Annotated in this window: 27 protein-coding genes; 12 read left to right on the top strand and 15 right to left on the bottom strand. The window is 35.1% G+C overall.

Going from position 1 to position 25,393, the window contains the following annotated elements; all coding sequences use genetic code 11:
• Positions 1-216: 216 nt before the first annotated feature.
• Positions 217-783 carry a cob(I)yrinic acid a,c-diamide adenosyltransferase gene (locus E0W69_RS17930; protein WP_131332007.1) on the top strand — a complete coding sequence of 189 codons (567 nt, stop codon included), beginning with the start codon at positions 217-219 and terminating at the stop codon, positions 781-783.
• On the opposite strand, the gene E0W69_RS17925 is transcribed toward E0W69_RS17930, so the two are convergent.
• Positions 780-1,445, bottom strand: a complete 666-nt coding sequence (locus E0W69_RS17925; RefSeq protein WP_131331435.1) for an ABC transporter ATP-binding protein — start codon at positions 1,443-1,445, stop codon at positions 780-782. The genes E0W69_RS17930 and E0W69_RS17925 overlap by 4 nt on opposite strands.
• Positions 1,446-1,592: 147 nt before the next feature.
• Between E0W69_RS17925 and E0W69_RS17920 the strand changes: the two genes are divergently transcribed.
• Both E0W69_RS17920 and E0W69_RS17915 read left to right on the top strand, forming a co-directional pair.
• Positions 1,593-2,699, top strand: coding sequence for an ABC transporter permease (locus tag E0W69_RS17920; protein ID WP_131331434.1), 1,107 nt, complete (start codon positions 1,593-1,595; stop codon positions 2,697-2,699).
• A 9-nt stretch (positions 2,700-2,708) separates the two neighbouring features.
• The gene (locus E0W69_RS17915) at positions 2,709-3,218 is read left to right on the top strand and encodes an SRPBCC family protein (protein WP_131331433.1); all 510 of its coding nucleotides are present in this window, start codon (positions 2,709-2,711) and stop codon (positions 3,216-3,218) included.
• Position 3,219: 1 nt separating this feature from the next.
• On the opposite strand, the gene rsmI is transcribed toward E0W69_RS17915, so the two are convergent.
• Together rsmI and E0W69_RS17905 are read right to left on the bottom strand one after the other, a co-directional pair.
• A complete protein-coding gene (rsmI, locus tag E0W69_RS17910; RefSeq protein ID WP_131331432.1) occupies positions 3,220-3,891 on the bottom strand; it encodes a 16S rRNA (cytidine(1402)-2'-O)-methyltransferase in 672 nt (223 codons plus the stop codon).
• Positions 3,892-3,915: 24 nt separating this feature from the next.
• Positions 3,916-4,695: a CDP-alcohol phosphatidyltransferase family protein gene (locus E0W69_RS17905; protein ID WP_131331431.1), complete on the bottom strand. Its 780-nt coding sequence runs from the start codon at positions 4,693-4,695 to the stop codon at positions 3,916-3,918.
• Positions 4,696-5,142: 447 nt separating this feature from the next.
• On the opposite strand from E0W69_RS17905, the gene E0W69_RS17900 reads away from it, so the two are divergent.
• The 4 genes from E0W69_RS17900 to E0W69_RS17885 all read left to right on the top strand — a co-directional run bounded on the left by E0W69_RS17900 (position 5,143) and on the right by E0W69_RS17885 (position 12,236).
• A complete protein-coding gene (locus E0W69_RS17900) occupies positions 5,143-6,666 on the top strand; it encodes a carbohydrate-binding domain-containing protein (RefSeq protein WP_131331430.1) in 1,524 nt (507 codons plus the stop codon).
• A gap of 114 nt (positions 6,667-6,780) precedes the next feature.
• Positions 6,781-8,562, top strand: a complete 1,782-nt coding sequence (locus E0W69_RS17895) for an ABC transporter ATP-binding protein (protein WP_131331429.1) — start codon at positions 6,781-6,783, stop codon at positions 8,560-8,562.
• Positions 8,563-8,658: 96 nt separating this feature from the next.
• Entirely contained in the window at positions 8,659-11,457 is a 2,799-nt protein-coding gene (locus E0W69_RS17890; RefSeq protein ID WP_131331428.1) for an outer membrane beta-barrel family protein, read from the top strand.
• A gap of 5 nt (positions 11,458-11,462) precedes the next feature.
• Positions 11,463-12,236 carry a GLPGLI family protein gene (locus E0W69_RS17885; protein ID WP_131331427.1) on the top strand — a complete coding sequence of 258 codons (774 nt, stop codon included), beginning with the start codon at positions 11,463-11,465 and terminating at the stop codon, positions 12,234-12,236.
• Positions 12,237-12,291: 55 nt separating this feature from the next.
• Here the strand turns inward: E0W69_RS17885 and rplQ are convergent, their stop codons facing one another.
• The 9 genes from rplQ to E0W69_RS17840 all read right to left on the bottom strand — a co-directional run bounded on the left by rplQ (position 12,292) and on the right by E0W69_RS17840 (position 18,570).
• Positions 12,292-12,867 carry a 50S ribosomal protein L17 gene (rplQ, locus tag E0W69_RS20865; protein WP_131331426.1) on the bottom strand — a complete coding sequence of 192 codons (576 nt, stop codon included), beginning with the start codon at positions 12,865-12,867 and terminating at the stop codon, positions 12,292-12,294.
• A 60-nt stretch (positions 12,868-12,927) separates the two neighbouring features.
• Positions 12,928-13,926: a DNA-directed RNA polymerase subunit alpha gene (locus E0W69_RS17875; RefSeq protein ID WP_131331425.1), complete on the bottom strand. Its 999-nt coding sequence runs from the start codon at positions 13,924-13,926 to the stop codon at positions 12,928-12,930.
• A gap of 102 nt (positions 13,927-14,028) precedes the next feature.
• Complete coding sequence (rpsD, locus tag E0W69_RS17870; RefSeq protein ID WP_131331424.1) at positions 14,029-14,634, bottom strand: 30S ribosomal protein S4; 606 nt, start codon at positions 14,632-14,634, stop codon at positions 14,029-14,031.
• A 118-nt stretch (positions 14,635-14,752) separates the two neighbouring features.
• A complete protein-coding gene (gene rpsK / locus E0W69_RS17865) occupies positions 14,753-15,160 on the bottom strand; it encodes a 30S ribosomal protein S11 (protein WP_131331423.1) in 408 nt (135 codons plus the stop codon).
• 152 nt (positions 15,161-15,312) lie between these two features.
• On the bottom strand, positions 15,313-15,693 hold the full coding sequence (gene rpsM / locus E0W69_RS17860) for a 30S ribosomal protein S13 (RefSeq protein ID WP_131331422.1): 381 nt from the start codon (positions 15,691-15,693) through the stop codon (positions 15,313-15,315).
• A gap of 66 nt (positions 15,694-15,759) precedes the next feature.
• Entirely contained in the window at positions 15,760-15,876 is a 117-nt protein-coding gene (ykgO, locus tag E0W69_RS17855) for a type B 50S ribosomal protein L36 (RefSeq protein ID WP_131331421.1), read from the bottom strand.
• A 71-nt stretch (positions 15,877-15,947) separates the two neighbouring features.
• Positions 15,948-16,166 (bottom strand): translation initiation factor IF-1, encoded by a 219-nt coding sequence (gene infA / locus E0W69_RS17850; protein ID WP_131331420.1) that lies wholly within the window; start codon positions 16,164-16,166, stop codon positions 15,948-15,950.
• Positions 16,167-16,377: 211 nt separating this feature from the next.
• Positions 16,378-17,898 carry a malate:quinone oxidoreductase gene (locus tag E0W69_RS17845; RefSeq protein ID WP_225321307.1) on the bottom strand — a complete coding sequence of 507 codons (1,521 nt, stop codon included), beginning with the start codon at positions 17,896-17,898 and terminating at the stop codon, positions 16,378-16,380.
• A gap of 72 nt (positions 17,899-17,970) precedes the next feature.
• Positions 17,971-18,570 (bottom strand): trimeric intracellular cation channel family protein, encoded by a 600-nt coding sequence (locus E0W69_RS17840; protein WP_131331418.1) that lies wholly within the window; start codon positions 18,568-18,570, stop codon positions 17,971-17,973.
• A gap of 191 nt (positions 18,571-18,761) precedes the next feature.
• Here E0W69_RS17840 and E0W69_RS17835 point away from each other — a divergent pair, with 191 nt between their 5' ends.
• From E0W69_RS17835 to E0W69_RS17825, 3 genes are all read left to right on the top strand, one after another.
• Positions 18,762-19,319, top strand: coding sequence for a hypothetical protein (locus E0W69_RS17835; RefSeq protein WP_131331417.1), 558 nt, complete (start codon positions 18,762-18,764; stop codon positions 19,317-19,319).
• Positions 19,320-19,348: 29 nt separating this feature from the next.
• A complete protein-coding gene (locus tag E0W69_RS17830) occupies positions 19,349-19,816 on the top strand; it encodes a hypothetical protein (protein ID WP_131331416.1) in 468 nt (155 codons plus the stop codon).
• Positions 19,817-19,888: 72 nt separating this feature from the next.
• On the top strand, positions 19,889-20,461 hold the full coding sequence (locus E0W69_RS17825) for a phosphatase PAP2 family protein (RefSeq protein ID WP_131331415.1): 573 nt from the start codon (positions 19,889-19,891) through the stop codon (positions 20,459-20,461).
• Here E0W69_RS17825 and E0W69_RS17820 read toward each other — a convergent pair.
• From E0W69_RS17820 to E0W69_RS17810, 3 genes are read right to left on the bottom strand one after another with little or no spacing between them, the layout of a single operon-like run.
• Positions 20,456-21,634 (bottom strand): hypothetical protein, encoded by a 1,179-nt coding sequence (locus tag E0W69_RS17820; protein ID WP_131331414.1) that lies wholly within the window; start codon positions 21,632-21,634, stop codon positions 20,456-20,458. The two genes, E0W69_RS17825 and E0W69_RS17820, sit on opposite strands and share 6 nt — an antisense overlap.
• Positions 21,635-21,637: 3 nt before the next feature.
• Positions 21,638-22,342, bottom strand: coding sequence for a hypothetical protein (locus E0W69_RS17815; RefSeq protein WP_131331413.1), 705 nt, complete (start codon positions 22,340-22,342; stop codon positions 21,638-21,640).
• The gene (locus E0W69_RS17810; protein WP_131331412.1) at positions 22,320-22,871 is read right to left on the bottom strand and encodes an RNA polymerase sigma factor; all 552 of its coding nucleotides are present in this window, start codon (positions 22,869-22,871) and stop codon (positions 22,320-22,322) included. The genes E0W69_RS17815 and E0W69_RS17810 overlap by 23 nt, the downstream gene beginning before the upstream one ends.
• 131 nt (positions 22,872-23,002) lie before the next feature.
• Between E0W69_RS17810 and E0W69_RS17805 the strand changes: the two genes are divergently transcribed.
• The gene (locus tag E0W69_RS17805) at positions 23,003-24,433 is read left to right on the top strand and encodes an L-serine ammonia-lyase (RefSeq protein WP_131332006.1); all 1,431 of its coding nucleotides are present in this window, start codon (positions 23,003-23,005) and stop codon (positions 24,431-24,433) included.
• Positions 24,434-24,498: 65 nt separating this feature from the next.
• Entirely contained in the window at positions 24,499-25,236 is a 738-nt protein-coding gene (locus E0W69_RS17800; RefSeq protein ID WP_131331411.1) for a DUF4397 domain-containing protein, read from the top strand.
• The last annotated feature ends 157 nt before the right edge of the window (positions 25,237-25,393 follow it).

Here is a 25,393-nt window from a genome sequence, read left to right as displayed (position 1 = left end):
AGGCCGGAGGCAATCGAATCAATCAATCGTTAGAGGCAGGCAATCGTACAAAGCAAGCTCGTTTTCTTACTTTGATAACACAAAGATAATAGCTTTATTTAAACTAACAAACATTTGTATTTATTATTTTTAAAATAATTTTCACTTCTCTATTAAATGACGCATAAACAACTATTTATCAATGATTTAAAAAATGAATTATTTTTGAAAAAAAATATGGCTTTTAAAATTTATACCAAAACAGGCGATAAAGGAACCACAGGGCTCATCGGAGGCTCCCGTGTATCGAAGTCAAATGAGCGAATTCAAGTATGTGGAGACTTGGATGAATTGAATGCACATATTGGAATGATCTCTGATCTTAATATACAATACAGTGAAATATCGAATCTATTAAGATCAATTCAAAATGATATATTTTGTATAGGAGCTTGGGTAACACTGGACCCTAAGAAAAAAAATCACACTCCCATTCCAGAATTATCAGAAGATAATATCAAGGTCTTAGAATTGGCAATTGATACGATGGAGGAAACCTTACCCCAAATGACACATTTCATATTACCAGGTGGTCATCCAACCGTATCCGAAATTCACATTGCTCGCGCTGTTTGTCGCCGAGCCGAAAGAGAATTAGTTCATTTGTCTGAAAATGAAAATGTTGTTAATGTGGGAAATCTATTGTGTTATTTGAATAGATTGAGCGATTATCTATTCGTTTTGGGCCGATTTGTAGCTAAGAAAATGAATGTCGAAGAAATTAAATGGACTCCAAATGTCTAATTAATCTGTTCATTGATAATTCTTCCATCTTTCATATGCAAAACACGATTGCTCATGCTAGCTAATTCTTCATTATGTGTTACGATCAAAAAGGTTTGTTCAAATTCATTTCTTAATTGAACGAATAGGTTGTGTAGTTCTTTCGCATTTTTACTATCCAAATTTCCAGTTGGTTCGTCAGCAAACACGATTGCAGGTTTATTGATCAAAGCCCTCGCCACGGCAACTCTCTGTTGTTGTCCGCCACTCAATTGAGAAGGTTTGTTATCCATCTTTTCTGCCAATCCCAATTTTGTCAAAAGACTTTTGGCATCATCTTCAACTTCCTTTTTCTTTCTTCCTGCAATCCAACCTGGAATACAAACATTTTCCAAAGCTGAAAATTCGGGTAACAAATGGTGAAATTGGAAAACGAAACCAATGTTTTTATTCCTAAAGTCCGCCAATTTCTTTCCTTTCAATTGGGTAATAACAACATCATTTAACTGAACGGAACCTTCATCAGCGGCATCCAAAGATCCTAAAATATGTAACAAGGTACTTTTACCTGCACCAGAAGAACCTATAATAGAAACAATCTCTCCTTTTTGAATGGTGAGGTCTACTCCTTTTAAAACTTCCAATTCCCCATAAAACTTATGAATACCTTCTGCTTGAAGCATGTACATTTATTTTAATGCAAACCTAATATAATCCTTTACAAATCAGGAAAATCCATATCCAAACTTTGGCAAAAATACATCGTAAACATTTTTTAAAAGATTAGAAAAGATAGTTCTTACTTTTGCGCACGGTTAGCAAGAAGTAATATGGCAGGAAAATACAATCAATTTAGAGCGATGCTCGCAATCACCCGAGCAGGATTACAATCCATGTTAAGAAGTCCGTCTTCGATTATGTTTAGCATTGGATTTCCTTTGGTATTCATTCTTGTATTTGGATTTATGGGTGATACGAATAAAATTTCACTCAAAATTGCTGTAGATCATCAGAGTGACACACTCAATCCTATTTATTTTCAAATAAAAAATGCTGCGACTTTTGATATCGTTGAAAAAAGCAAAGAAGCAACGTTAGAAGATGTTCAAAAAGGACGTATTGTAGGAATTATTTCTATCAAAAAATCGAATGATCCCAAAGCTCCAGAAACCATCAGCATTACCACATCTCATGCCGTATCCACACAAAATATTTCCGTATTGAAAACCATGCTCAATGCAGAAATTGATAAAATGGATCGCACATTGTATCCCAATGCCGCAACTGTCGCAACAGTTGAAAAAGAAGTAAACGTACTTCCTGGTAGAGTATACAGAACCATTGATTTTATACTTCCTGGTATGATGGGATTTTCCTTATTGGCGGCTGGTATATTTGGTGTGGCATTTTTATTTTTCAATTTGCGTCAGCAATTAGTTTTGAAAAGATTTTTTGCAACGCCGATTTCTAGAACCTATATCGTATTGGGAGAGGCATTGAGTAGAGTAATATTTCAAATGGTCACAGCGGTAATCATTATAGCAGTTGGTGTATTTGCTTTTCATTTTACGCTAATTCATGGCTGGATTACCTTTTTGGAAATTATGCTCTTAAGTTTTTTCTCCTTAGTTATTTTCATGGGTTGTGGCTTTATTGTAGGCAGCGTTGCCAAGACCGAAAGTGCGGTGCCCCCATTGGCAAATATTTTCACTATGCCTCAATTTTTATTGGCAGGTACATTTTTCTCAATTGAGTCATTTCCACAATGGCTACAAACATTTTGTAATTTTTTACCGTTAACACATTTCAATAATGCAATGAGAAATATTGCATTTGAAGGTGCAAGTTTATTTGCCTGTTGGCCAGATTTATTGAATCTTACGATTTGGGGTATTATTGTTTATGCTATCGCTATCAAATTATTTCGTTGGGAATAAAATAGAAATATGAAAGGAATTCGTTTCGCAATTATAAGTATTTTAGTATTATTTGGATTGATTACGGCAGTTGGTATGCTTTTTTCTTCCCATGTTACGGTCATCCGTCAAGTGGATATTCAAGCGCCAAAGGACAGTATAGAAAAGAACATTTCGGATATAAATAATTGGCATAAGTGGATGATTGACACATCTGTTCAAATCGCCTTTTTTACAAAAAATACACAAGGCGTCAATGCGTCTGCGCAGATTGCCAAAAGTCGCGTTACGATTACCAAAATTGATAGTATTCATATCAATACAGAGTGGGCAGGAACAAGAGGAAATCCTCAAATGAGTGGATTTACCATCATACCAAGTACTTCCGTTCCCAATGCATACACGGTACAATGGTATTTTACACAAAAATTAGATTGGTATCCTTGGCAAAGAATCGGTGCGACTTTAAATGAAAAAATCCTCGGCCCCTCTATGGAAAAGTCTTTGGATAAATTGAAGAAAACATCGGAAGGAGAATAATTTATTTCTCTTCAAATCCTTCTAGTACAATTACGATTTCACCTTTTACCGTTTTTTCTTGGAAATAAGCGCTCACTTCTTCCAGAGTACCGCGTTTTGTTTCTTCGAACATTTTCGTGATTTCTCGGCTAACACTACATTGGCGTTCTGCCCCAAAATAGGTAATAAATTCCTTCAAAGTCTTGACTAGGCGCATGGGGCTTTCGTATATAATCATCGTACGCTCTTCTACCGCCAACTTTTTTAATAAGGTCATACGACCTTTTTTGGGTGGCAAAAATCCTTCGAAACAAAAACGATTGGTCGGCAAGCCACTATTGACTAAAGCAGGAACAAATGCCGTCGCACCTGGAAGAGACTCCACTTTGACGTCTTTTTTAATGCATTCTCGTACGATCAAAAATGCAGGATCAGAAACACCTGGCGTGCCTGCATCGGTGATCAATGCCATATTTTTTCCCATAGCCATCTCGTCCACCAAATTGCTTACAACTTTATGCTCGTTGTGCATGTGATATGGAACCAAAGGCTTTTGGATAGAATAATGTTGTAAAAATTTGGACGATGTGCGCGTGTCTTCACATAAAATAACATCAACGCTTTGCAAAATTTCTAATGCACGTAGCGTTACATCTTTCAAATTACCGATGGGTGTCGGAACTAAATAAAGCATGTGGAAATATGATTAATGTGAAAACTAAAGAGACTCGCTTAAATTCTTCTTTTTGATAGTCGTTAAGGAAAAAATCAAATAGGCAATAAACACAATTGGTACAGCTAACCATTCCGTCAAAATACCTGAAATGATCGCTATCAACATCAACGCAATTAGTGGCCAATCTTTCTTAATAGCAAAACATTTCATTTTCAAACTCAACATTGGCGTTGTACTTACCATCAGAAAGCATAAAATAGCAATAGATGCATACCAAAAAATTGGATTGGTAAATATTTGAATTACATACACGCTTTGCGTATGCCAATAAATCAAAGGAAATGAAGCAATTAATAAGCCCACTGCAGGTATTGGTACTCCTTTGAAATAAGGAGAATGCGAAGAGTCGAGATTAAAACGTGCCAAACGAACGGCACCAAATGCAGGTAATAAAAGAGCAGGAACCAACGCTAATTCATTTACATCTAACCCACCCTCTCCTTTTGAATACGCTAATCTTAAAAATTGAAAAACGATCATTCCTGGAGCAACACCAAAACTCACAACATCTGCGAGTGAGTCTAATTGCATACCCATTGGAGAAGAGATCTTTAATAATCGAGCAACGAACCCATCTAGAAAATCAATAATTGCAGCACAACCAATAAACACCGAAGCTAAATATATTTTTTCTGGTAAAATTATATATGTAAGTCCGTTATCATCCATGGTGGTGGTCAAGCCACTTTGCAATACGGCTATTATAGCAAGTCCGCCAAATATTAAATTAAGTAAGGTAAATCCGTTTGCTATATGTTTCATTCAGTATTTAAAATATTTCGAAATGTCTCACCATAGGTGACGCATTGTAGTTATAAGATGCAATATAACCATTATTACGTATGTGCAAACTTAATTAGGTTTTTGGGAAAAAATAATACAATCACATGATTCTGTAGTTATGAGGGACGTTATAGTGCAATTTTAACAGAATTAATTCCTTGCTTTTTAAAATAGTGCCGGGACTCTATTTTTGAAAAAAAACGGAGTCCCGGGCTTTTGATATTTGCGATGTATGTGGATGTTTCTCTAATGCAAATGTATAAATGCTATTCACTTTTCATTTACGAGATTGGAAATTGCATTTATGAAATACGGAAAAAGTTAATCTACAGAATAAGTTCATTCATCTATACCTGTTTAATAGAATAAATCATTTACATTTAGTTTTGTCATAGAATTATTTTCCAAAACCACAATAGTCGAGTTATGCAAAACCTATCTAAATTATTATTTCCCTTAACCTTATTTTTCATTTATACGAGTTGCTCCAAAGATGATGTAGTGGCTTCCGATACGTCCTCATCTACGACTTCGGGTACAATTGATAGCACCTACACAACAGGCACAGCAGAAGGATCTACCGAAACAGCCGTAAACGCAGATGATTCCCTAGAAAATTCAACATTTTCCAATACTGTAACCATAACTTTTGGTAGCACTGTAACGATTACCAACCCATTAGCTTCTAGTGGTGTAACGATTACAACGAGCGGTTCTGATGTTACTATTACCTCCACTGTTTCTGGGGTAGCTTATGTTGTTTCAGGAACCACAAGTGATGGTTCTGTAAAACTATATAGTGATAATAAATATGAATTGACTTTAAGTGGTGCATCCATTACGAACTCAGATGGTCCAGCGCTCAATATTCAATCCAAAAAACGAGGCTTCATAGTATTAGCTTCTGGAACAACCAACACATTAACAGATGGCTCCACTTATGCAACGGCAACCAATGATGAAGATCAAAAAGGTACGATTTTCAGTGAAGGTCAATTGATATTTAGTGGTTCTGGTAGTCTTACTGTTAAAGGAAATTATAAGCATGCAATTTGTAGTGATGATTATATTAGAGTAAGAGCAGGAAGTATTACGGTGAGCAGTGCAACAAAGGATGCAATTCATACCAATGACGCATTCATCATGGATAACGGTACATTAAATCTTACAGCGTCTGATGATGGAATACAGGTAGATGAAGGTTATGTTGTGATAAATGATGGTACAATAAACATCTCTAGCGTAGGCAAGGGGATTACAGCATCTTATACTGACAGTGATAATACGATCACTCCTTATGTAACAATTAACGGAGGTAGTCTTTATGTAAAATCTAGCGCCAATGAAGGTATTGAAAGTAAAAGTATTTTAACTATTAACGATGGCTATATTGTCACCAATACTTCTGATGATGGAATAAATGCGGAAACAGCTATATATATTAATGGAGGCTATATTTATTCTTACAGCACAGATAATGATGCAATGGATTCCAATGGTACGTTTACCATCACTGGAGGAAAAGTTGTAGCCGTTGGCTCCAAAGCACCTGAGGCAAGCTTTGACTGCGATGCAAGAACCTTTAAATTAACAGGAGGAATGATTGTTGGGATTGGTGGTGCGACAAGTGGACCAAGTACGAGTGTATCTACAATCAATTCTGTTGTAATGGGAAGCGGTTCTGCGAGTACTATTGTGCATATAGAAGCTGCAGACGGAACGGAAGCAATGACATTCCTTGCGCCAATATCGTACAGTACATTGATATATGCAAGTTCCAAGTTAAAATCCAGCACTTCCTACACCGTTTATACCGGAGGAAGTGTATCAGATGGTACTAATTTCAATGGATTATATACAAGCGGTACTTATTCTAAAGGAACAAGTGGTACGACTTTCACAACCAGCAGCGTATTGACTCAAATTGGCGGTTCTATCAGTAAAAATTAAGTTTTTCATTTTTCGTTTTTTATATATAGGAATAGGCTACTTGCCTATTCCTTTTCGTTTATATACAACCTGCTATAATTATACGTAACTTTGCCACTTCTATTTTTGAAATGTATGAAGCTATTATTCCAATATTTAAGTAAACATAAATGGTTGATTTTCTTTGCTCTGATTCTGGCAGCGATTAATCAAGTCTTCTCCTTACTCAATCCTTATATTCTTGGTAATTTATTGATTGATCCTTATGCAAATAAGGCTGCTCATTTCCGAAATAATCATTTGGATAATGAATTTTATCAAGGCATTACCAAAGGATTATTTATGATTATTGGTGTTGCTATGGTATCAAGAATAGCCAAAGCGTTTCAAGATTATGTAGTCAATGTTATCATTCAAAAATTTGGTGCCAAACTTTATACGGATGGCTTACAACACGCGTTGAGATTGCCCTATCAAGATTTTGAAGATCAAAGAAGTGGCGAAACATTATCAATTTTATTAAAAGTACGTGCCGATTGCGAAAAATTTATCACTAGTTTTATCAATGTATTATTTGCAACATTGGTAGGAATCGTGTTTGTCGTCATCGTTGCCTACCGTCTGAGCCCCATGCTTCCATTTATTTATTTAGTAGGTGCTATTATATTAGCTTGGTTAACAAGCGTACTAAGTAGAAAAGTAAAATTTATCCAAAAGAGCATAGTGAGAGAAACCAACGCACTTGCTGGTTCCACCACAGAATCATTGAGAAATATAGAATTAGTAAAAAGTCTAGGGTTAACTCAACAAGAAATAAGAAGACTCAATTCCACAACTTTAAAAATTCTACAACTTGAATTGAAAAAAGTCAAAAGCATTCGTTCTGTCAGTTTTGTGCAAGGAACTTTTGTCAATTTTCTACAGCAATGTATCATGTTTGCCTTATTGTTTTTTGTATTTAGAAATCAGATTACAGTGGGACAAATGATGATGATGCAATTTTATTCCTTCTTCATATTTGGACCATTGCAAGAACTTGGGAATATTATCATGTCGTATCGCGAAGCGGAAGCCTCGTTGAATAATTTATCCGAATTATACAGTCATAAGATCGAGGAAAGACCTAGCAACCCTCCAGCAATAGGAGACATTGATGTGATGAAATTTGAAAAAGTAAAATTTCAACATCAATCGGCCAATCAATCCGCGATAAATGAAATTTCGTTTGAAGTAAAAAAAGGGGAAACTATTGCATTTGTTGGTCCGTCTGGTGCGGGTAAGACTACTTTAGTTAAATTATTGGTTGGTCTATATCACCCTAATGAAGGACATATACGCTATAATGGTTTTGCGGACGATATTATCGATTTTGATGATTTGCGTCATCAAATAGGCTTCGTAACACAAGATACCCAGTTATTTTCTGGCACAATTAAAGAAAATTTATTGTTTGTTAATCCATCTGCAACAGATGATATGATTCAAGAAGTTTTGGTTAAAGCTGCATGCCAATCCATCCTTTCTAGAGCAGAAAACGGGTTAGAAACAGTCATTGGAGAGAGTGGTTTGAAACTTTCTGGAGGAGAAAGACAACGTTTAAGTATTGCCCGCGCACTTTTACGTCAACCTCGATTAATGATATTTGACGAAGCGACGTCGGCCTTAGATTCTATCACAGAAGAAGAAATTTCACATACGATTCGAGATATTTCTAGTAAAAGAGAAAACATTACCGTGATGATTGCGCATCGCCTATCTACCATTATGTATGCAGATTGCATCTATGTATTAGAAAAAGGTCAAATTGTTGAACAAGGTTCTCATATAGAACTACTGGACATGAAAGGTTTATATTATGCGATGTGGCGTCAACAAATCGGGGAAAGATATATAGAAGAATTAGTAAACAAAGCATAAGTTTAATTTAGATATGTTAAACTTTAACTAATAAAATAGTTTCTAGATATTTTATTAGCATTATCACTTAGTTTCAATCTACCTAATTGAACTAAGATGCCTTACCGACACCCTGGGACTAACATCAAGAAAAAACTATCTATCACTTTTACATTCATTTGTATAGTGAATTTTTTGTATAGCCAAAAAACTATTACGGGTCAGATTAATGACAGTATTGTGATTGGTAACATGCAAAATGCATCCATCGTGCTTCTTTCATCAAAAGACTCCATCATACTTGCGAGTACTCGATCTGATGAAAATGGCATTTTTCATCTTCCTTTGAATGATACGTTATCTCAATTCATACTTGTTTCTTACCCCAACTATGTTGACTTCTACCAATCTATACATCCGGAAGGAAAAAATATTGAACTCGGTTCGATTGACCTTTTTCCAAAATCCAGACTTTTAGATGACGTAACAGTAAGACAGAAAGTAAGTGGGATGAAATTGAAAGGCGATACAACCGAATTCATCGCAGATAGCTTTCGTGTACAAGCAAATGCTTCTGTAGAAGATTTATTGAAAAAAATGCCAGGGTTCCAAATTGATAAAAATGGAAAAATAACAGCCAATGGACAAGCTGTAAAAAAAGTCTTAGTTGATGGTGAAGAATTTTTCGGTGACGACCCAACACTAGTAACACAAAATCTCCGAGCCGATATGGTGGATAAGGTACAATTGTATGATAAGTCGAGCGATCAAGCAGCTTTTACAGGTATTGATGATGGAGTAAAAGACAAAACAGTAAATATCAAACTTAAGGAGGATAAAAAAAATGGCTATTTTGGTAAGCTGTCTTTGGGCGGTGGCACACGAGGATCACATGAAAATCAAGGGATGTTCAATAAATTCAAAGGGAAGGAAAAAATCGCGGTGTATGGAACAGCGAGCAATACAGGACGAGTAGGTCTTTCATGGGATGATGCAGATCAATATGGAGGAGGAAATGGCAATTCCGTTATTAGTGAGGACGGGAATGTTATTACTTATTTTGGAATGGATGACGATTCTTGGAATGGGCAATACGAAGGCAACGGGATTCCTCTTGCTCAAACAGCAGGTGCTCATTATTCAAATAAATGGAATGACAATAAAGTTGGACTTAATTCTAATTATAAAATGAGTAAATTAAGCGTCGCAGGTCTTTCCACGTCGAAGGTTCAAAACAATCTGCCTACCACAATAAATTACTCTACAACACAAGTAAATACAGAAAATAAATCATTAAGAAATAAAGTAGATGCTAAATTAAATTGGGACATTGATACATCTAATAGTTTCAATATTATCAGCTCTGGTACATTTAAGCATATCAATACCTTTTCTAGTACGAATACCTTAACCCAAAGAGAAGACTTAACAAAATTAAATATGGGTCAAAATATCAATACTCTTATTGGCGATAACAACAAATTTGATGTAGGTGGATTATTCAAGCACAAATTTAGTAAAGTGGGTAGGACTCTTAGTATTGCCTTAGATTATGCTTATAATAAAAATTTAAGTACTGGCTATGTTAAATCACACAATGAATTTTACAACAATTTAGATGAATTAGATAGTACCATAGATGTTAACCAATACAAGACAGTAAATACAAATGCTTACGCATTAAATGCCAAAGCGATTTACTCGGAGCCATTATCAAAATTTTCAAGCTTAGTTTTTAATTATGGAATAACCATAAATAATAGTCATTCTGACAAGCTTTCCTACAATCAAGGAAATGATGCTTTAGTATATGATGTATTAGATAGCACTTATAGCAATCGATATTCCTATGATCAATTTGTGAATAAAGGTGGTATATTTTTCAATTACAAAAAGAAGAAAGTTCAATTTAATCTTGGAACAAATGTTCTTGGCATTTCAATGGATCAAAAAAACCTTTTTAACAATATTGATCGAAAAAGAAATTTTATCAATTGGAATCCCAGTGCGAATTTAAATTATTCATTTACAACACAGAAACGACTCTCTATAAGATATAACGGTACAACTAATCAACCAACCCTAGACCAGATACAGCCAATAACAACAAACAATGACCCTTTAAATTTATTCGTTGGAAATGCAAATTTGAAACCATCTTTTCGTAATAATTACACCGTAAATTATTCCGATTATAAAATGCTTACTGATAGAGATTTCTATTTTTATATGAATTATGGCAATACTAAAAATCAAATAACAACAAATACTTACACGGATACTTCTGGAAAAAATACATATCAATATATTAACGTTAATGGCAATTATAATTTAAACTTTTACACTGGGGTATATTTAAAATCCAAAAAATTTAAAAACCTCAGATATGGATTCAGCCCTAGCACTTATTTCACTAGGAGTATCAATTTCACTAATAACGTACAAAACGTTTCTAAAAGTGCCAATTATACGTTATATATGAACGTTTCTAAATCTGTAGATAGTTTATTTGATGCTAGTTTACGTGTAGGTCCTAATTATACAACGAACTCATTTAGTATCCAAAGCTCAAGTAATAGCAAATATTGGGGTTTATCACTCAATCCAGAACTCGACGTTTATCTGCCATTAAACTTTCAAATCCACTCAGATCTTGAATACCAATGGAAAGAAAAAACGGCCACACTACCTCAAACAAGCCTTGCATTATTAAATGGATGGATTGGTAAGAAATTTTTCAAAAAACAGAATCTTCTATTAAAGCTTTATGGATTTGATATCTTGAATCAAAATAAGGGAATTCAACGTTCTCAAAACAATAACACCATTTCTCAAAGTATTAATGCGACGATTAGACGATACTTTTTACTATCACTTACATGGAATTTTACTGGTTCAATAACTAATTCTAAATAAATTTTATGAAAAATATAGTAGGACTCTTTATACTTATATTTCTATTCTGCTTAAACCTCAATGCTCAAAAAGCAACTTTTTTAACTTCGGGTAAGATAAATTTTGAGCGAAAAGATAATGTTTATTATTGCCTATCAATGTTATTGAAAGATGAGCAAGGCAATTGGGTAGAAGATTATCTAGACAGATACAAAAAGCCAGAAAATCATTTTGCAACTACCAATTGGATTTTATATTTCGACAAAAATATAACCAACTATATGTCTGACCCAGATATTATTAATAAAGATGCAACACCATATTTCATAAGTGCCAACGTAGAAAATACAGTTTACATGGATCTGCAAAATAAGCAACAAATAAGAAATGCTCATTTATTTGAAAATGGTTATCTATTAAAAGATTCCATTCAAAATATAAAATGGAAACTTACTTCAGAAACCAAAGAAATTGCGGGTATTATTTGCAAAAGAGCCAATGCATTAATTATGGACTCAATTTATGTAGTTGCATTTTACACAGACCAAATTCCAACACAAGGCGGACCAGAAATATTTAATGGGCTTCCAGGAATGATTCTAGGGGTGGCATTACCTTACGATCACATAAGTTGGTTTGCAACCAAGATAACTGTGCTTACACCCAGTAAAGAAGATTTAAAATACCCACAAAAGGGAAAAATATTTACGACTAAGGAAATGGTCGCAGATTTAATGGATCCATTAAAAAATCGAGGTAATACGGCAAGAAATCTTATCTTAAAAAATCTACAACTATAGCATTAAAAAAGGGAAGCTCAATGAGTTTCCCTTTTCTTACGAAGTTATTTAGATACTATTCCGCACCTTCTTCTTTTGTTTCTTCCGCTTTTTTCTCTTCTACTGGAGCAGATTCTTCTACTACTGTAGCATCAGAGATTTCATTTGCATCAGCAGCTGCTGTAGTTTCATCTTTAGTAGATTTAGTACTACGACGGCTACGACGTGTTTTCTTAGCTGAATCATCAGAAGATGTAGCGATAGAATTACCGTAAATTTCATTGAAATCAACTAATTCGATCATTGCAGTTTCTGCGTTATCACCTACACGAATACCTAATTTGATAATACGAGTATATCCACCGGGACGAGTAGCGATTTTTGGACCTACAACTGTAAATAATTCTTTAACAGCTAATTTGTCTTTCAAATAACTAAATACAAGACGGTGATTGTGACTGATTGCATTTACGCTATCATTCTTTTTAGTCTTTGTGATCAATGGTTCAACGTATTTACGTAATGCTTTTGCTTTAGCTAAAGTAGTTACGATACGTTTTTTGGTGATCAATTGGCTAGCTAAATTAGCTAATAAAGCTTCTCTGTGAGCTTTAGTACGGCCAAGATTGTTGATTTTATCTCCGTGACGCATGGCTTAAATTTTAAGATACTGTACCGTGCCAGGAATTACAGCATCATATGAATAAAAATATTAATCAATATCATCAACTCCTAGACGAGCTAAGTCCATACCGAAATGTAGACCTCTGTCGTGAAGAACTTGCTCAATTTCGTTCAAAGATTTTTGACCGAAGTTTCTGAACTTCATCAAATCTTCTTGTTCGTATTGAACTAATTCACTCAATGAGTTAATTTTTGCAGCTTTCAAACAGTTGAATGCTCTTACAGAAAGATCTAAATCCTCCAATGGAGTTTTCAATACTTTACGTAATTGCAATACTTGTTCGTCAACTACATCTTCTTTTTTATCTTCCTTATTATCGAAAGTGATATTTTCATCTGTAATGATCATCAAGTGTTGGATCATAATACGAGATGCTTGTTTCACTGCTTCTTCAGGATGTATAGTACCGTCAGTAACAACATCTAACAACAATTTTTCATAGTCAGTACGTTGTTCTACACGATAGTTTTCTACCGAAAATTTTACATTTTTGATAGGAGTATAGATAGAGTCGATCGCGATGTAACCAAATGGAGCATCTTCAACCACATTTTCGTCAGCTGGTACATATCCACGACCTTTACCGATAGTTAATTCGATATCGATTTTAGCAGATACATCCATTGTACAAATAACCAAATCAGGATTCATTACTTCAAAGCTAGCAGTAGCTTCGCCTAAATCTCCTGCAGTGAATGCAGTTTTATTTTTTAAAGAAAGAACTACTTTTTCAGAAGTTACTTCTTGTTCGGTGATTTTCTTAAAACGAACTTGTTTAAAATTCAAGATCATTTCAGTCATATCTTCCGTAACACCATGAATTGTTGCGAATTCATGATCTACACCTTCAATCTTAACACCTGTAATAGCATACCCTTCCAATGAGCTTAGCAATACGCGACGTAATGCATTACCTACGGTAAGGCCAAAGCCTGGCTCTAATGGTCTGAACTCAAACTGTCCTTCAAAATCTGTTGCTTTTTGCAGAATGATTTTGTCTGGCTTCTGAAAGCTTAATATGGCCATGTTAAAACTTGTTTTTTATATTTTACCTTTTATTTCAAAAAGGATGAATTGACGAAAAAGAACGAAATAATTCCCGAAAATGAATCCGGGAATTAGTAAGGTTTATTTAGAATACAACTCAACGATAAGTTGTACTTTAATGTTTTCTGGTACATTTTCTCTTTCTGGGTAAGCGATAAATGTTCCTTTCTTTTCAGTTTCATTCCAATCTAACCAGTTGATTTTAGGATTTTTTCCTTTGATCATGCTAGTTACAGCACTGTTGTCATCACTTTTTGGTTTCAAACCAATGATATCACCAGCTTTCAATCTGAAAGAAGGAATGTTTACAACTTCACCATTAACAGTGATGTGTTTGTGGCTTACTAATTGACGAGCAGCAGGACGAGATGATACGATACCTAAACGGTAAACTGTATTATCCAAACGAGCTTCCAATAATTGGATCAAGTTGTCACCTGTAACACCTTTACGGCGAGAAGCTTCATCAAATGTAGAACGGAATTGACGTTCTAAAACACCATAAGTATATTTTGCTTTTTGTTTTTCTTTCAACTGCAAAGCATATTCACCTAATTGTTTTCTTTTGCGGTTAGCGCCATGTTGTCCTGGAGGATTTGGATTTTTACCCAAATATTTACCATTACCAAGAATAGGTTCTCCGAAGATACGATCGATTTTGGTCTTAGGACCTGTGTAACGTGCCATAATATTATATGATTTTTTAGTGTCGGTGGCTTATCGATAAAAATCAAAAATGAATAAGCTACCCTTTATTAAAATAGATGAAGCAAAGGAACAAGCCCTTTGCTCAAAATTATATAGATTAAACTCTTCTCTTTTTAGGAGGACGACAACCGTTGTGAGGTAATGGAGTAATATCTTTAATGATAGCTACTTCGATACCACTTTGAGATAAAGAACGGATAGCACCTTCTCTACCTGCACCTGGTCCTTTTACATACACGTCTACTTTACGAAGACCTGCGTCGAAAGCTACTTTAGCAGCATCTTGCGCAGCTACTTGCGCAGCGTATGGAGTATTCTTTTTGGATCCTCTGAATCCCATTTTACCAGCTGATGACCAGCTAATAACTTGACCTTGTTTGTTAGTCAATGCAATGATGATATTGTTAAAAGTAGCCGTTACGTGCGCATCGCCGTGTGTATCTACTTTTACAACTCTTTTTTTCGCAGCGGCTTTCGCACTTACCTGCTGTTTTCCTTTTGCCATTTGTTAATGTTTGAGGTAATCTTCTAAAATTTTAGTCCCTCCTGCTTTCTAAAGAAATTATTAGAAAACGATCCAGCGACTTTTATAAACACAAAAATCCAATAGCCAAATCTCGTTTTGTAGAAATTTGGCTACCAGTTATTGTAAGTTAACTATTTCTTAGCTGCTTTCTTCTTACCTGCAACGGTCTTACGTTTACCTTTTCTTGTACGGCTATTAGTACGAGTACGTTGACCACGTAAAGGCAAACCTTTACGGTGACGAAGACCACGGTAGCAAGCGATATCCAATAAACGTTTGATGCTCATTTGAACTTCAGAGCGCAATGCACCTTCTACTTTGATTTCTCCAGTAATGATGTTACGGATGGCAGTTTGCTCATCATCGTTCCATTCATTTACTTTTTTGTTTACATCGATACCTGCTTTATCAAGTATGTATTTAGCTGTAGAACGACCGATACCGAAGATATAAGTCAATCCTATTTCGCCTCTTTTATTCTTAGGTAAGTCTATACCGGCAATACGTGCCATATTCTATATAAGATTTACTGTTGTTTAATATTAATTTTGCTTCTTGCTGTTGATTATCTTTAAAAACTATCCTTGACGCATTTTAAAGCGAGGATTCTTTTTGTTGATAATATATAGCTTACCTTTTCTGCGAACAATCTTGCAGTCGGCGCTACGTTTCTTCACTGATGCTCTTACTTTCATGACTGAAATTATTTATTTAAAAAAAACCAAATTGCTCGCAGCCGACAAGGCCTAAGCTGAATTTAATAATATTATTTATACCTAAAGATAATACGACCACGAGATAAGTCATAAGGACTCATTTCCACGCCCACTTTATCGCCAGGAAGTATTCTGATATAGTGCATACGCATTTTACCAGAGATAGTTGCGATAATTTCATGTCCATTTTCCAGCTTCACGCGAAACATTGCATTACTTAATGCTTCTACGATCACACCGTCTTGCTTTATGAGTGGTTGTTTTGCCATATAATTTTTGGGAGCGCAAAGATATAAAATATTACTACAATTAGGAAAAAAACTGATAATTTTTATTTTTTATTTTACAAATGATTGATTATCAGCAATTTGAATAAGTGAAAAATTTATCCACTTTTGTTTATTTCTTTATTTTGTCAAAACAAATTCAAAATAGGTAAAAGGAATTTGTCTTGACAAAATCTGCGCTATACATTTCTTTCTAGGATGGTTGTTTCCAGTTTAGATCTAAAGTTCTGGTTGTCCAATTACGTATTTCATTGCACAATTGATTATCCGCATCCAATTTTTTGCCGTAAGAAGGAATGATTTCTTTGATTTTTGCATTCCAATCACCTTCCATTTTATCCGGAAAACATTTATTCAATAATTTAAGCATAATAGAGACGGATGTCGAGGCTCCTGGAGATGCACCTAACAAAGCAGAAATAGAACCATCAGCACTCGTAACGACTTCCGTACCGAATTGCAAGATGCCGCCTTTTACCGCATCTTTTTTGATCACTTGAACTCTCTGTCCTGCAACTTCTACCCTCCAATCTTCCTCCTTCGCATTTGGCACAAAATCTTCCAATGCTTCCACTCTCTGAGAGAATGACAACTTCAATTGTTGTATTAGATATTTTACCAATGAAAAATTGGTCAATCCAACTTTCATCATAGGTAGGATATTATTCAACTTAATCGTTTTGAATAAATCCAAATAAGATCCTTTTTTCAAAAATTTGGTTGAAAATCCAGCATATGGTCCGAAAAGCAGTGCTCTTTTTCCATCAATAATTCTCGTATCTAAATGCGGCACACTCATAGGAGGTGCACCCACAGAGGCTTTTCCATACACTTTTGCTTGGTGCTGATTGATCACATTTTCATTATCGCAAACCAACCATTGACCACCTACTGGAAATCCACCGAAACCTTTTCCTTCTGGAATACCTGATTTTTGCAAAAGATAAAGTGAACCGCCACCAGCTCCAATAAATACAAACTTAGTTATCAAAATATGTTTAATACCCGTCTCTTGATTCCTAACGGAAACTTTCCATTTTCCATCTTCTCGACGCTTAATATCTTCCACTTCAAATTTGAAATTAACACCTACGTCACGTTTTTGCAATTCATCAATCAAGCTGCGTGTTAAAGCTCCAAAGTTAACATCAGTGCCCAATTTCATGTGTGTTGCTGCAATAGGCTGACTAGGATTACGACCTTCCATCATCAAAGGAATCCATTGCTTTAGTTGATCATGGTTTGTAGAGAATTCCATTCCTTTGAATAATTGATATTTTTGCATGGCTTCATACCTTCTTTTAAGGTAATCTACATTGTCCTCTCCCCATACAAAACTCATGTGTGGCGTACTATGAATAAAATCGCCAGGAGCACACAATTTATTATGATCTATCAAATAAGACCAAAATTGCTTGCTTACCTCAAATTGTTCTATAATGTTGATTGCCTTAGAAGTGTCAATCGTCCCATCTGACTTCTCAGGTGTGTAGTTCAATTCACATAGTGCGGAATGTCCCGTACCAGCATTATTCCACGCATCAGAACTTTCTTCGGACGCGGTTTCAAGTCTTTCAAATAGTTGAATCTTAAGAGTTGGATCTAATTCTTTCAAGAAGGTTCCTAAGGTTGCACTCATTATTCCTGCGCCAATTAGAACGACATCTGGCGTAGCATCGAAATTATTATTCATATCTCCTAGCTTATTACGCAAATTTATAGGTTAATCATAACGAATGTTCGCATTTAACAAATAAATATAAAAAAACATTCGAAATTTTCTAAATTAAATCTCAGGTAGCATTAATTTTTTCCATTTCGACAGGATTCGGATAAATACAATTAAGACGATACAAATAATCATATTGGTATTTTTATCCATTCCGAAATAAGGATTTAATATATAGATCGCCCCTCCAATGGCACTTGCGGTCGCATACATTTCTCCTTTTTTCAATAAAGTAGGCACTGTATTACTGATTATATCTGCAATTAACCCACCAAATGTAGCCGTAATTACTCCCATCATAATTGCAAATGGCTTCGCCAAACCATTATCAAATCCTGACTCAATACCAATAACAGTAAATAATCCCAGTGTTACAGCATCAGTAAAAAAGATAATCTTACGATACTTGATAATTCTTCTTTTAAATATAAATGTAATTACAACGGCAGAACCAACTAAGACAAATGCTGCATAGTCATTCAACCATTTTACCTTATTGCCCATGAGTATCTCACGGATACTACCGCCACCAAATGACATCACAAGCGCCATAACAAGTCCACCAAAAATGTCCATGTGAAATGCTCTAGCCTTTAGTGCTCCAGTACAAGCTGCAACAAATATGGTAATGTAAACAATAACGTCAAGTGTGCTCATATCGATTGATCGTGTGCAAAATTATTTACAAATGCTTTATTGCCACAATTAATTTTAGAGTCTATTAACACAATTTAATTTTTACCGAAGGAAATGGTTTGTTCATCTACAATTTATTCAAAAAGTAACTTTTGGCATATTTTTTCATCTAAGGTTTATAGATTTTATTTAAAACTTTAAAAATGAAAATCATGAAAAAATTAATGTATACACTCGCACTTGGTTTGGGTATATTCTCAATCAACACTTCAAAGGCACAAGTAAGCTTTGGCATAAGTATTGGTAGTCCAGTATATATGGCGCCTCAACCGATGATGGCCCCAGCACCAACTTGGATACCTGGTGGTAACCCTGCCGCTTATTATTATTTCCCTGATATCAATTGTTATTTTGATGCGAGCATCAACCAATATATTTATTTTAACCAAAATAGATGGATGTACTCAAGAGGAATTCCGCCCATGTATTCTGGATACAATTTCGGACGAGGCAGAATGGTGCCAATGAATTACAATCAATTTAGAGGTCGTGGCATCCCAATGTATGGCGGTGGTAGACAAATTTATGGAGGTGGTAGACCAATGGTCGGAGGTCCAAGAGGTGGTTATATGAATGGAGGTCCACGTGGAGGTGGCTTTGGCAGAGGCAACTACGGAGGAGGCAACTTTGGTGGAGGTGATTTCCGTGGTAATCATGGTGGTGGTGACATGCGTGGCCACGGCGGAGGTCATGATGGATGGAGAAGATAAATTATTGAACATATTTAAAACAAACAACAATGAAAAAGTCAATTCTATTTGCAGCAATATTCGCACTTGGCTTTGCAGTAAAGTCTAACGCGCAAGTGAGTGTAAGTATCAATATCGGAAATCAGCCTGCGTGGGCACCCGTAGGAAATGTATCTACTCCATTTTATTTCATTCCTGAAATGAATGTATATTTTGATGTCGCTCGTGCGATGTACATTTATCCTAATGGTAATCAATGGGTTTATGTAAGAAATCTACCTAGCAGATATAGACAATACAATATGTACAATGTGTACAAAGTGCCTGTTAATCGTGGCGGCAAACCTTACTTAATGAATACTAGAGACCGCGCTAATTATGGTAAATATGCTTCTTATCACGGTAGACAACAACCGATAAGACCCAATAATAATTTCGTTCATGGAGGACCAGGAAGAAATAATAATGGGCACGGAAATAACGGACACGATAGAGGAAATGGACATGGTCGCCATTAATAATTTATTAGAAATGTATCAAAAGCCTGCAATTGATTTGCAGGCTTTTTTATGGCTATGTATTTTTGTTATATGAAAACAAAATTGGCAAGAGTTATATCGATAATTGGTCATCCACTTTTGACAATTTCCGTTTTAGTTATTTTTTTGACACATCAATTACTCTCGTCGCGCCAAGCCAATTGGATATCGGGTATCATTATTTTTGGGGTAACTATTCCCATTACTCTATATAATTTAGTCAAAATGCGTCGGGGAAAATTTGCCAATTTTGATGTATCAAATCAACAAGAGCGCAAAGGCTTTTATCCTTTTGCCATTGGACTGATGCTTGCCTTGACCTTTTATTTTTATTTTACACAAGGTCAAACTCCTTTAGTATTAAGTTGTCTCTGTTTTTTACTGATGTTGCTATTTTTTGGGTTGTTGAATCTTAGGATAAAAGCTTCCTTACACGCTGGTATCAATTTTTACATCGCTTTCATTTTGCTTCATTACGCAAAAGCATGGGGGATTCCCATGCTCTTATTTGCTTTTCTCATATTGATTTCTCGTAAAATGCTACAACGACATTCTTGGTTAGAATTGATTTGCGGCGCCATATTAGGAAGTATTACTGGGTTGGTAAATGGTCATTTTTTATAGAGATAATTTGAGATTTATAGACGGTAAAAAATTACTGTTTTTACTCTTACTAAAATTAAAAAACACCTGAGGTTGGATAGATAAATTCTTATAACTAACTGTGGTTACGGCAAATTTAAAAGTGTTTTTATCTATTAAACTTTCGGATTTATTATATATTAAATATCCCAATGAAATATCGGTATTAAGTTTAAATTTATCTTTGTTATCTGTATCGACTGATCTATATCGAATATTTAAAAATAAATTTTTATAGGTATTTAATTTGCCATTCTCCCTCTGAAAAGTTAACAAACTCTCTATATTTACACCTATTTGATTTATAGTATGATTATCAAAAAATTGGCTATTCCTATTACCAAAACAATAATAAAAGCCTGCGGAAAATGATGGCACAAATAGATTTTTATAGTTTTGAAAATTAAAATCAGTATTACCTACAATAATTGCATCTTGCCACGCATGGATACGATCACTTTTATATTGGTTATCTTTTTTAAGAGTATCATCAACAACACTATAATTGGCATATCCAAAATTTTCATTTTTGTAACGTGATTTTACAATAAACTTCTCAATCGCATTTTGAATAGAATCTATTATAACCGCACTTGGTAATGATAGTTTGTTTACATCATCCATTATCCAACGCACCGTTACATATCTATCAAAACTTGGATAAATAGATTTCCTTCTAAACTTGGTCGTATCATTCAAGAAAAAGATATAATCCAACGTGTCTTGATTAACCTTAACTACACCAGCTTCTTGATTTTTATTAATTACAAAATAACTATTATTCGTCGGTGCTGTATTTCTAACTCCTACACGCGTCGTCTCATCTGGCATTGCCAATATATCCATACGTTTTCCTGACATCGGATCCGAAAAAGAATCCTTAAAAAGTTCTACATTTGCTCTTATTGCATGGATCAAAGAATCTAAATTATTAACATATACAAAATCTGATTGGTATACTCCTGTGATTGCCAAAGATTCTCCTTTATTTAATTTAATTTTTATCTGTTTATAAATATCTCGACCCTCTTTTTTAAATGGTTCTTCTGTTAAAAGTGCTTTTTGAATATTGATGGTCTTTAATTTTGTTTGGGCAATAGCTTTTCCAGTTGCACACATGATGATGTATGCAAGGACGGTAAAAAAATGTTTCATTCGCTAATTTTTAAATAGGGTTAGGTTTAAGGGTTTAGAGTTGGAAGAGGGTCCGTTTTCAATATTCAAATTACTGCCAACGGAGAATTGTATGCTTTTGTATTTTGTAGGTGTTAATGGCAATTCTTCAATTGAACCTTCCAATGAAGAGGCATTAATTATTTTAAGTTTAGCTTTTCTTTTGACGTTCATTTTTGCAAAAACATCCATTTGCGATGCGAAAATCTTCATACTATCGTCATGTAACTTTGCCGGTAAAACAGCAATAGTTGGATTTTCAATTTTAACCAATTGATTTTCCAAATTTTTGGAAGAAATTTTCACTTGATTTTTCTTATCGGCTTTAACGGTCTGACTATTTATCACCGCCTCATTTCTATTTTCCTCTTCTATCAATGCTGGCTTCTGAGCCTTTTCAGCCAAATCTGTTTTTACTAATTTTGGGATCGATTGTGTTTCAATAATATTTGTGGAGATATGTGCTATTGGGGATTCGCTTTGCTCTTTTTCTTTCAAAAAATATGCGCCCAAAAATATACAAAAGATAACCCCAACAGATGCGGCAGCCCAATAGAAATAGGTTCGTTTAGATGGTTTTTTATCCAAACGTGCATCTAGTCTTTTCCAACTATTTTCCTTATCAAAATCAGGCAATTCATAATTGTCCAATTTCGCTCTTAACTGATCATCCCAATTTCTCTGTTCCATATCTCTTATTTTCAGTTAATATTTTTTGCATCATTTTTCGTGCTTTGCTCAGTTGTGATTTGGATGTCCCAGTTGAGATTTGCAAGGATTGCGCAATCTCCTCATGCGTCCATGACTCTAATACATATAGATTGAAAATCGTACGATAACCATCTGGCAAAGTCATCAAACAATCCATGATTTCCTTGGCGGACATTTTATCCAAACTATCTTCTGAGTTATCCTCCACTACGTCTGTCAATTCGCTATGTAGATAAATACTTTTTTTGCTGCGTAAAAATTGAAGAGATTCGTTGATGGCAATTTTTTTCAAATAAGCACTGACAGATCCCGCACCACGATAATTGAAAAAATCCATTTTTTTGAAAAATTGCGTAAAGGAATTCAACATCAACTCCTCTGCATCAACTCGATCTTTGACATAACGAAAACAAATTACCATCACTCCATTCGCATACAATTCAAATAATTGTTTTTGCGCCAGTCTTTTTCCTGATTTACAATGGTGTATTAGCTGTTCTTCGTTCAATTTTTTCGTTTTCTAATCATTAAATGCAGGAAAATGAAAAACGGTTGCCTGTTAAAAAATATTTTGTCCATTTTGTTAACAGCTTTATTCTCCAAAGCGATTTATCTTTGAGCAAATTACCACAAAAGCGCATGCCCAGAGAATCGATTTCCGTATTTGATATGTTTAAAATAGGCGTTGGACCTTCTAGTTCGCATACATTGGGACCTTGGAGAGCCGCGCTTTTATTCGTTGCAAAAGCTAAGAAAAAATTTGGATTGGAAAATATTATCGGTTTGCATGTGTATCTATATGGCTCTCTTGCGAAAACTGGACATGGCCACGGAACGGATATCGCCGTACAAATGGGACTTTTAGGAGAAAATCCTGAAACCACAGATGTCAACAATATCTTCCCTACGATTGAAAAATTGAAAGTAGACAAAGAAATGCTTTTGGGTGGGGAAGAAAAAATAGCCTTTGATCCAGAAAAAGATATCGTCTTTTTATATAGTGAATCTTTGCCGTTTCATCCCAATGCTTTGACATTTTTGATTGATTTGAAAAATGGAGAAAAGTTCAGTGATACTTGGTATTCTATCGGTGGAGGATTTGTGGTGCAAGAGGGCGATGATGATTTTACTACAACACGCCCAGTCGACTTGCCATTTCCCATAGATAATTCCAAAGATTTACAATTTTGGTGTATCAAAACGGGTATGACCATTCACGAAATTGTCATGGAAAATGAATTGACCTGGCGAGATGAGAAAAAAACGGTGGATGGCGTCCTTCGTATCTGGCAGACGATGAAAGAATGTATCTATCGCGGTTGCCATACAAAAGGCGAATTGCCCGGAGGATTGCATGTACGTCGGCGTGCATTTGAGTTAAATAAGCGATTGATGAATGGTGCGAAATATTCCAATTATGAAGAGTGGATGGATGCCATCAAAAATCTACCGAAGGATTTCAATGCTGTTTTGGATTGGATCAGTTGTTTTGCGTTAGCGGTAAATGAAGAAAACGCCTCTTTTGGACGTGTAGTTACGGCTCCAACCAATGGCGCAGCAGGTGTAATTCCTGCGGTTTTGCAATATTACATTCTTTTCTGTGGTGGAGATTCAGAGGAAAAAATTGTGAATTTCCTTTTAACAGCATCTGAAATAGGAAGTATTTTCAAAAAAGGCGCTACAATTTCCGCAGCAATGGGCGGTTGTCAAGCAGAGATCGGCGTTTCGTCAGCAATGGCAGCAGGAGCTCTAACAGAATCTCTTGGTGGTACACAAAAACAAGCATTGATGGCAGCAGAGATAGCGATGGAGCATCATCTTGGATTGACTTGTGATCCAATAGGCGGTTTGGTCCAAGTTCCCTGTATCGAGCGTAACACGATGGGAGCTATAAAAGCGATTACTGCATCCCAATTGGCACTGCAATCTGGTCCAGATTATGCAAAAGTATCTTTGGATAAAGTCGTACGTACGATGTGGGAAACAGCATTGGACATGAATAGTAAATACAAAGAAACTTCCGATGGAGGTCTAGCGGTACACGTCCCATTAAGTCTGAGCGAATGTTAATATTGTTGCATTTTCATGAAAAAAATTTCGGATAAATAAAACTGTATTAATTTTGAACCTTTAAAATGAGAATTACAACATTATTATTTATTGCTTTAGGTTTGTTCATATTCCTAATTTCATGTTCAAAAAATGATTCATCTGTCCCTGCACTGACAGCGATGAAATTTACCAACGCTTATCCAGGGCATACATATGATATCTACACGAATGATAATAAATTAGTTAGTAGTTTAACTTATGACTCATCTACCTCATATGCTTATGGAGAACCAAAAATTTATTCCATAAAAATTAACGAAACTGGTAGTTCAACAGACTTGGTGAATGGAATTCAGCAGTTGCAATCTGGAGTTAACTACTCAATGTATTTAGCTCCAGTTGTGAATATTGCAGATAGCTCATTGGTAAGTGATGCTGTATCATCTGTAATTCTCAATGATAATACCACAATTCCCAATATCGATACTTGTAAAATTCGTATCATAGACTTAGCACCTTTCACTCCGATTGTGAATTTTGTATTTTCACAAGATGGGCGTACTGCTAGGGCAGACACATTGTGGCCTTCGTTGAATAGATATTTTAATGACCAAGAAACCTATAGTAGCAGAACCGCATTTTTCCAAATTCCTTCAGGTGTATGGCATGTTAATTATTTGAAAGCAATTGACTCAACAGTCTTAATAAGTAGATCTACGCTCAATTTTCAATCAAGAGGAGTATATACAATATATCTAAAGGGTGTTGCTAATGGACAAGGTGGCATTTATACCGTATCGTCTACAATTATTTCCCAATAAGTAAATTTCCGCATTTCGTAATAACAAATCCTTCATTTTTCTCCAATTTTGTAAAAAGATTAGAGGAAAATGGAATATTCACACGAATATATAGCTGGGATTTTTATAGGTCTTTATTTCATCTTTATGCAGATGAGATTTTTCTATAAGGAAAAGA

The sequence above is a fragment of the Rhizosphaericola mali genome (genome assembly GCF_004337365.2).
GTDB lineage: Bacteria > Bacteroidota > Bacteroidia > Chitinophagales > Chitinophagaceae > Rhizosphaericola > Rhizosphaericola mali.
This window is presented reverse-complemented; position numbering and strand designations above follow the sequence as displayed.

What these genes read in the sequence shown, in the direction of transcription:
- E0W69_RS17835 (WP_131331417.1), top strand. Translation starts at nt 18,762, where the DNA reads ATGAAAAAATTAATGTATACACTCGCACTTGGTTTGGGTATATTCTCA.
- E0W69_RS17825 (WP_131331415.1), top strand. Translation starts at nt 19,889, where the DNA reads ATGAAAACAAAATTGGCAAGAGTTATATCGATAATTGGTCATCCACTT.
- E0W69_RS17895 (WP_131331429.1), top strand. Translation starts at nt 6,781, where the DNA reads ATGAAGCTATTATTCCAATATTTAAGTAAACATAAATGGTTGATTTTC.
- ykgO (WP_131331421.1), bottom strand. Translation starts at nt 15,876, where the DNA reads ATGAAAGTAAGAGCATCAGTGAAGAAACGTAGCGCCGACTGCAAGATT.
- E0W69_RS17875 (WP_131331425.1), bottom strand. Translation starts at nt 13,926, where the DNA reads ATGGCCATATTAAGCTTTCAGAAGCCAGACAAAATCATTCTGCAAAAA.
- E0W69_RS17800 (WP_131331411.1), top strand. Translation starts at nt 24,499, where the DNA reads ATGAGAATTACAACATTATTATTTATTGCTTTAGGTTTGTTCATATTC.
- rpsD (WP_131331424.1), bottom strand. Translation starts at nt 14,634, where the DNA reads ATGGCACGTTACACAGGTCCTAAGACCAAAATCGATCGTATCTTCGGA.
- E0W69_RS17815 (WP_131331413.1), bottom strand. Translation starts at nt 22,342, where the DNA reads ATGGAACAGAGAAATTGGGATGATCAGTTAAGAGCGAAATTGGACAAT.
- infA (WP_131331420.1), bottom strand. Translation starts at nt 16,166, where the DNA reads ATGGCAAAACAACCACTCATAAAGCAAGACGGTGTGATCGTAGAAGCA.
- E0W69_RS17925 (WP_131331435.1), bottom strand. Translation starts at nt 1,445, where the DNA reads ATGCTTCAAGCAGAAGGTATTCATAAGTTTTATGGGGAATTGGAAGTT.
- E0W69_RS17930 (WP_131332007.1), top strand. Translation starts at nt 217, where the DNA reads ATGGCTTTTAAAATTTATACCAAAACAGGCGATAAAGGAACCACAGGG.
- E0W69_RS17890 (WP_131331428.1), top strand. Translation starts at nt 8,659, where the DNA reads ATGCCTTACCGACACCCTGGGACTAACATCAAGAAAAAACTATCTATC.
- E0W69_RS17920 (WP_131331434.1), top strand. Translation starts at nt 1,593, where the DNA reads ATGGCAGGAAAATACAATCAATTTAGAGCGATGCTCGCAATCACCCGA.
- rplQ (WP_131331426.1), bottom strand. Translation starts at nt 12,867, where the DNA reads ATGCGTCACGGAGATAAAATCAACAATCTTGGCCGTACTAAAGCTCAC.
- E0W69_RS17900 (WP_131331430.1), top strand. Translation starts at nt 5,143, where the DNA reads ATGCAAAACCTATCTAAATTATTATTTCCCTTAACCTTATTTTTCATT.
- E0W69_RS17820 (WP_131331414.1), bottom strand. Translation starts at nt 21,634, where the DNA reads ATGAAACATTTTTTTACCGTCCTTGCATACATCATCATGTGTGCAACT.
- E0W69_RS17915 (WP_131331433.1), top strand. Translation starts at nt 2,709, where the DNA reads ATGAAAGGAATTCGTTTCGCAATTATAAGTATTTTAGTATTATTTGGA.
- E0W69_RS17905 (WP_131331431.1), bottom strand. Translation starts at nt 4,695, where the DNA reads ATGAAACATATAGCAAACGGATTTACCTTACTTAATTTAATATTTGGC.
- rpsK (WP_131331423.1), bottom strand. Translation starts at nt 15,160, where the DNA reads ATGGCAAAAGGAAAACAGCAGGTAAGTGCGAAAGCCGCTGCGAAAAAA.
- rsmI (WP_131331432.1), bottom strand. Translation starts at nt 3,891, where the DNA reads ATGCTTTATTTAGTTCCGACACCCATCGGTAATTTGAAAGATGTAACG.
- E0W69_RS17885 (WP_131331427.1), top strand. Translation starts at nt 11,463, where the DNA reads ATGAAAAATATAGTAGGACTCTTTATACTTATATTTCTATTCTGCTTA.
- E0W69_RS17805 (WP_131332006.1), top strand. Translation starts at nt 23,003, where the DNA reads ATGCCCAGAGAATCGATTTCCGTATTTGATATGTTTAAAATAGGCGTT.
- rpsM (WP_131331422.1), bottom strand. Translation starts at nt 15,693, where the DNA reads ATGGCACGTATTGCCGGTATAGACTTACCTAAGAATAAAAGAGGCGAA.
- E0W69_RS17830 (WP_131331416.1), top strand. Translation starts at nt 19,349, where the DNA reads ATGAAAAAGTCAATTCTATTTGCAGCAATATTCGCACTTGGCTTTGCA.
- E0W69_RS17840 (WP_131331418.1), bottom strand. Translation starts at nt 18,570, where the DNA reads ATGAGCACACTTGACGTTATTGTTTACATTACCATATTTGTTGCAGCT.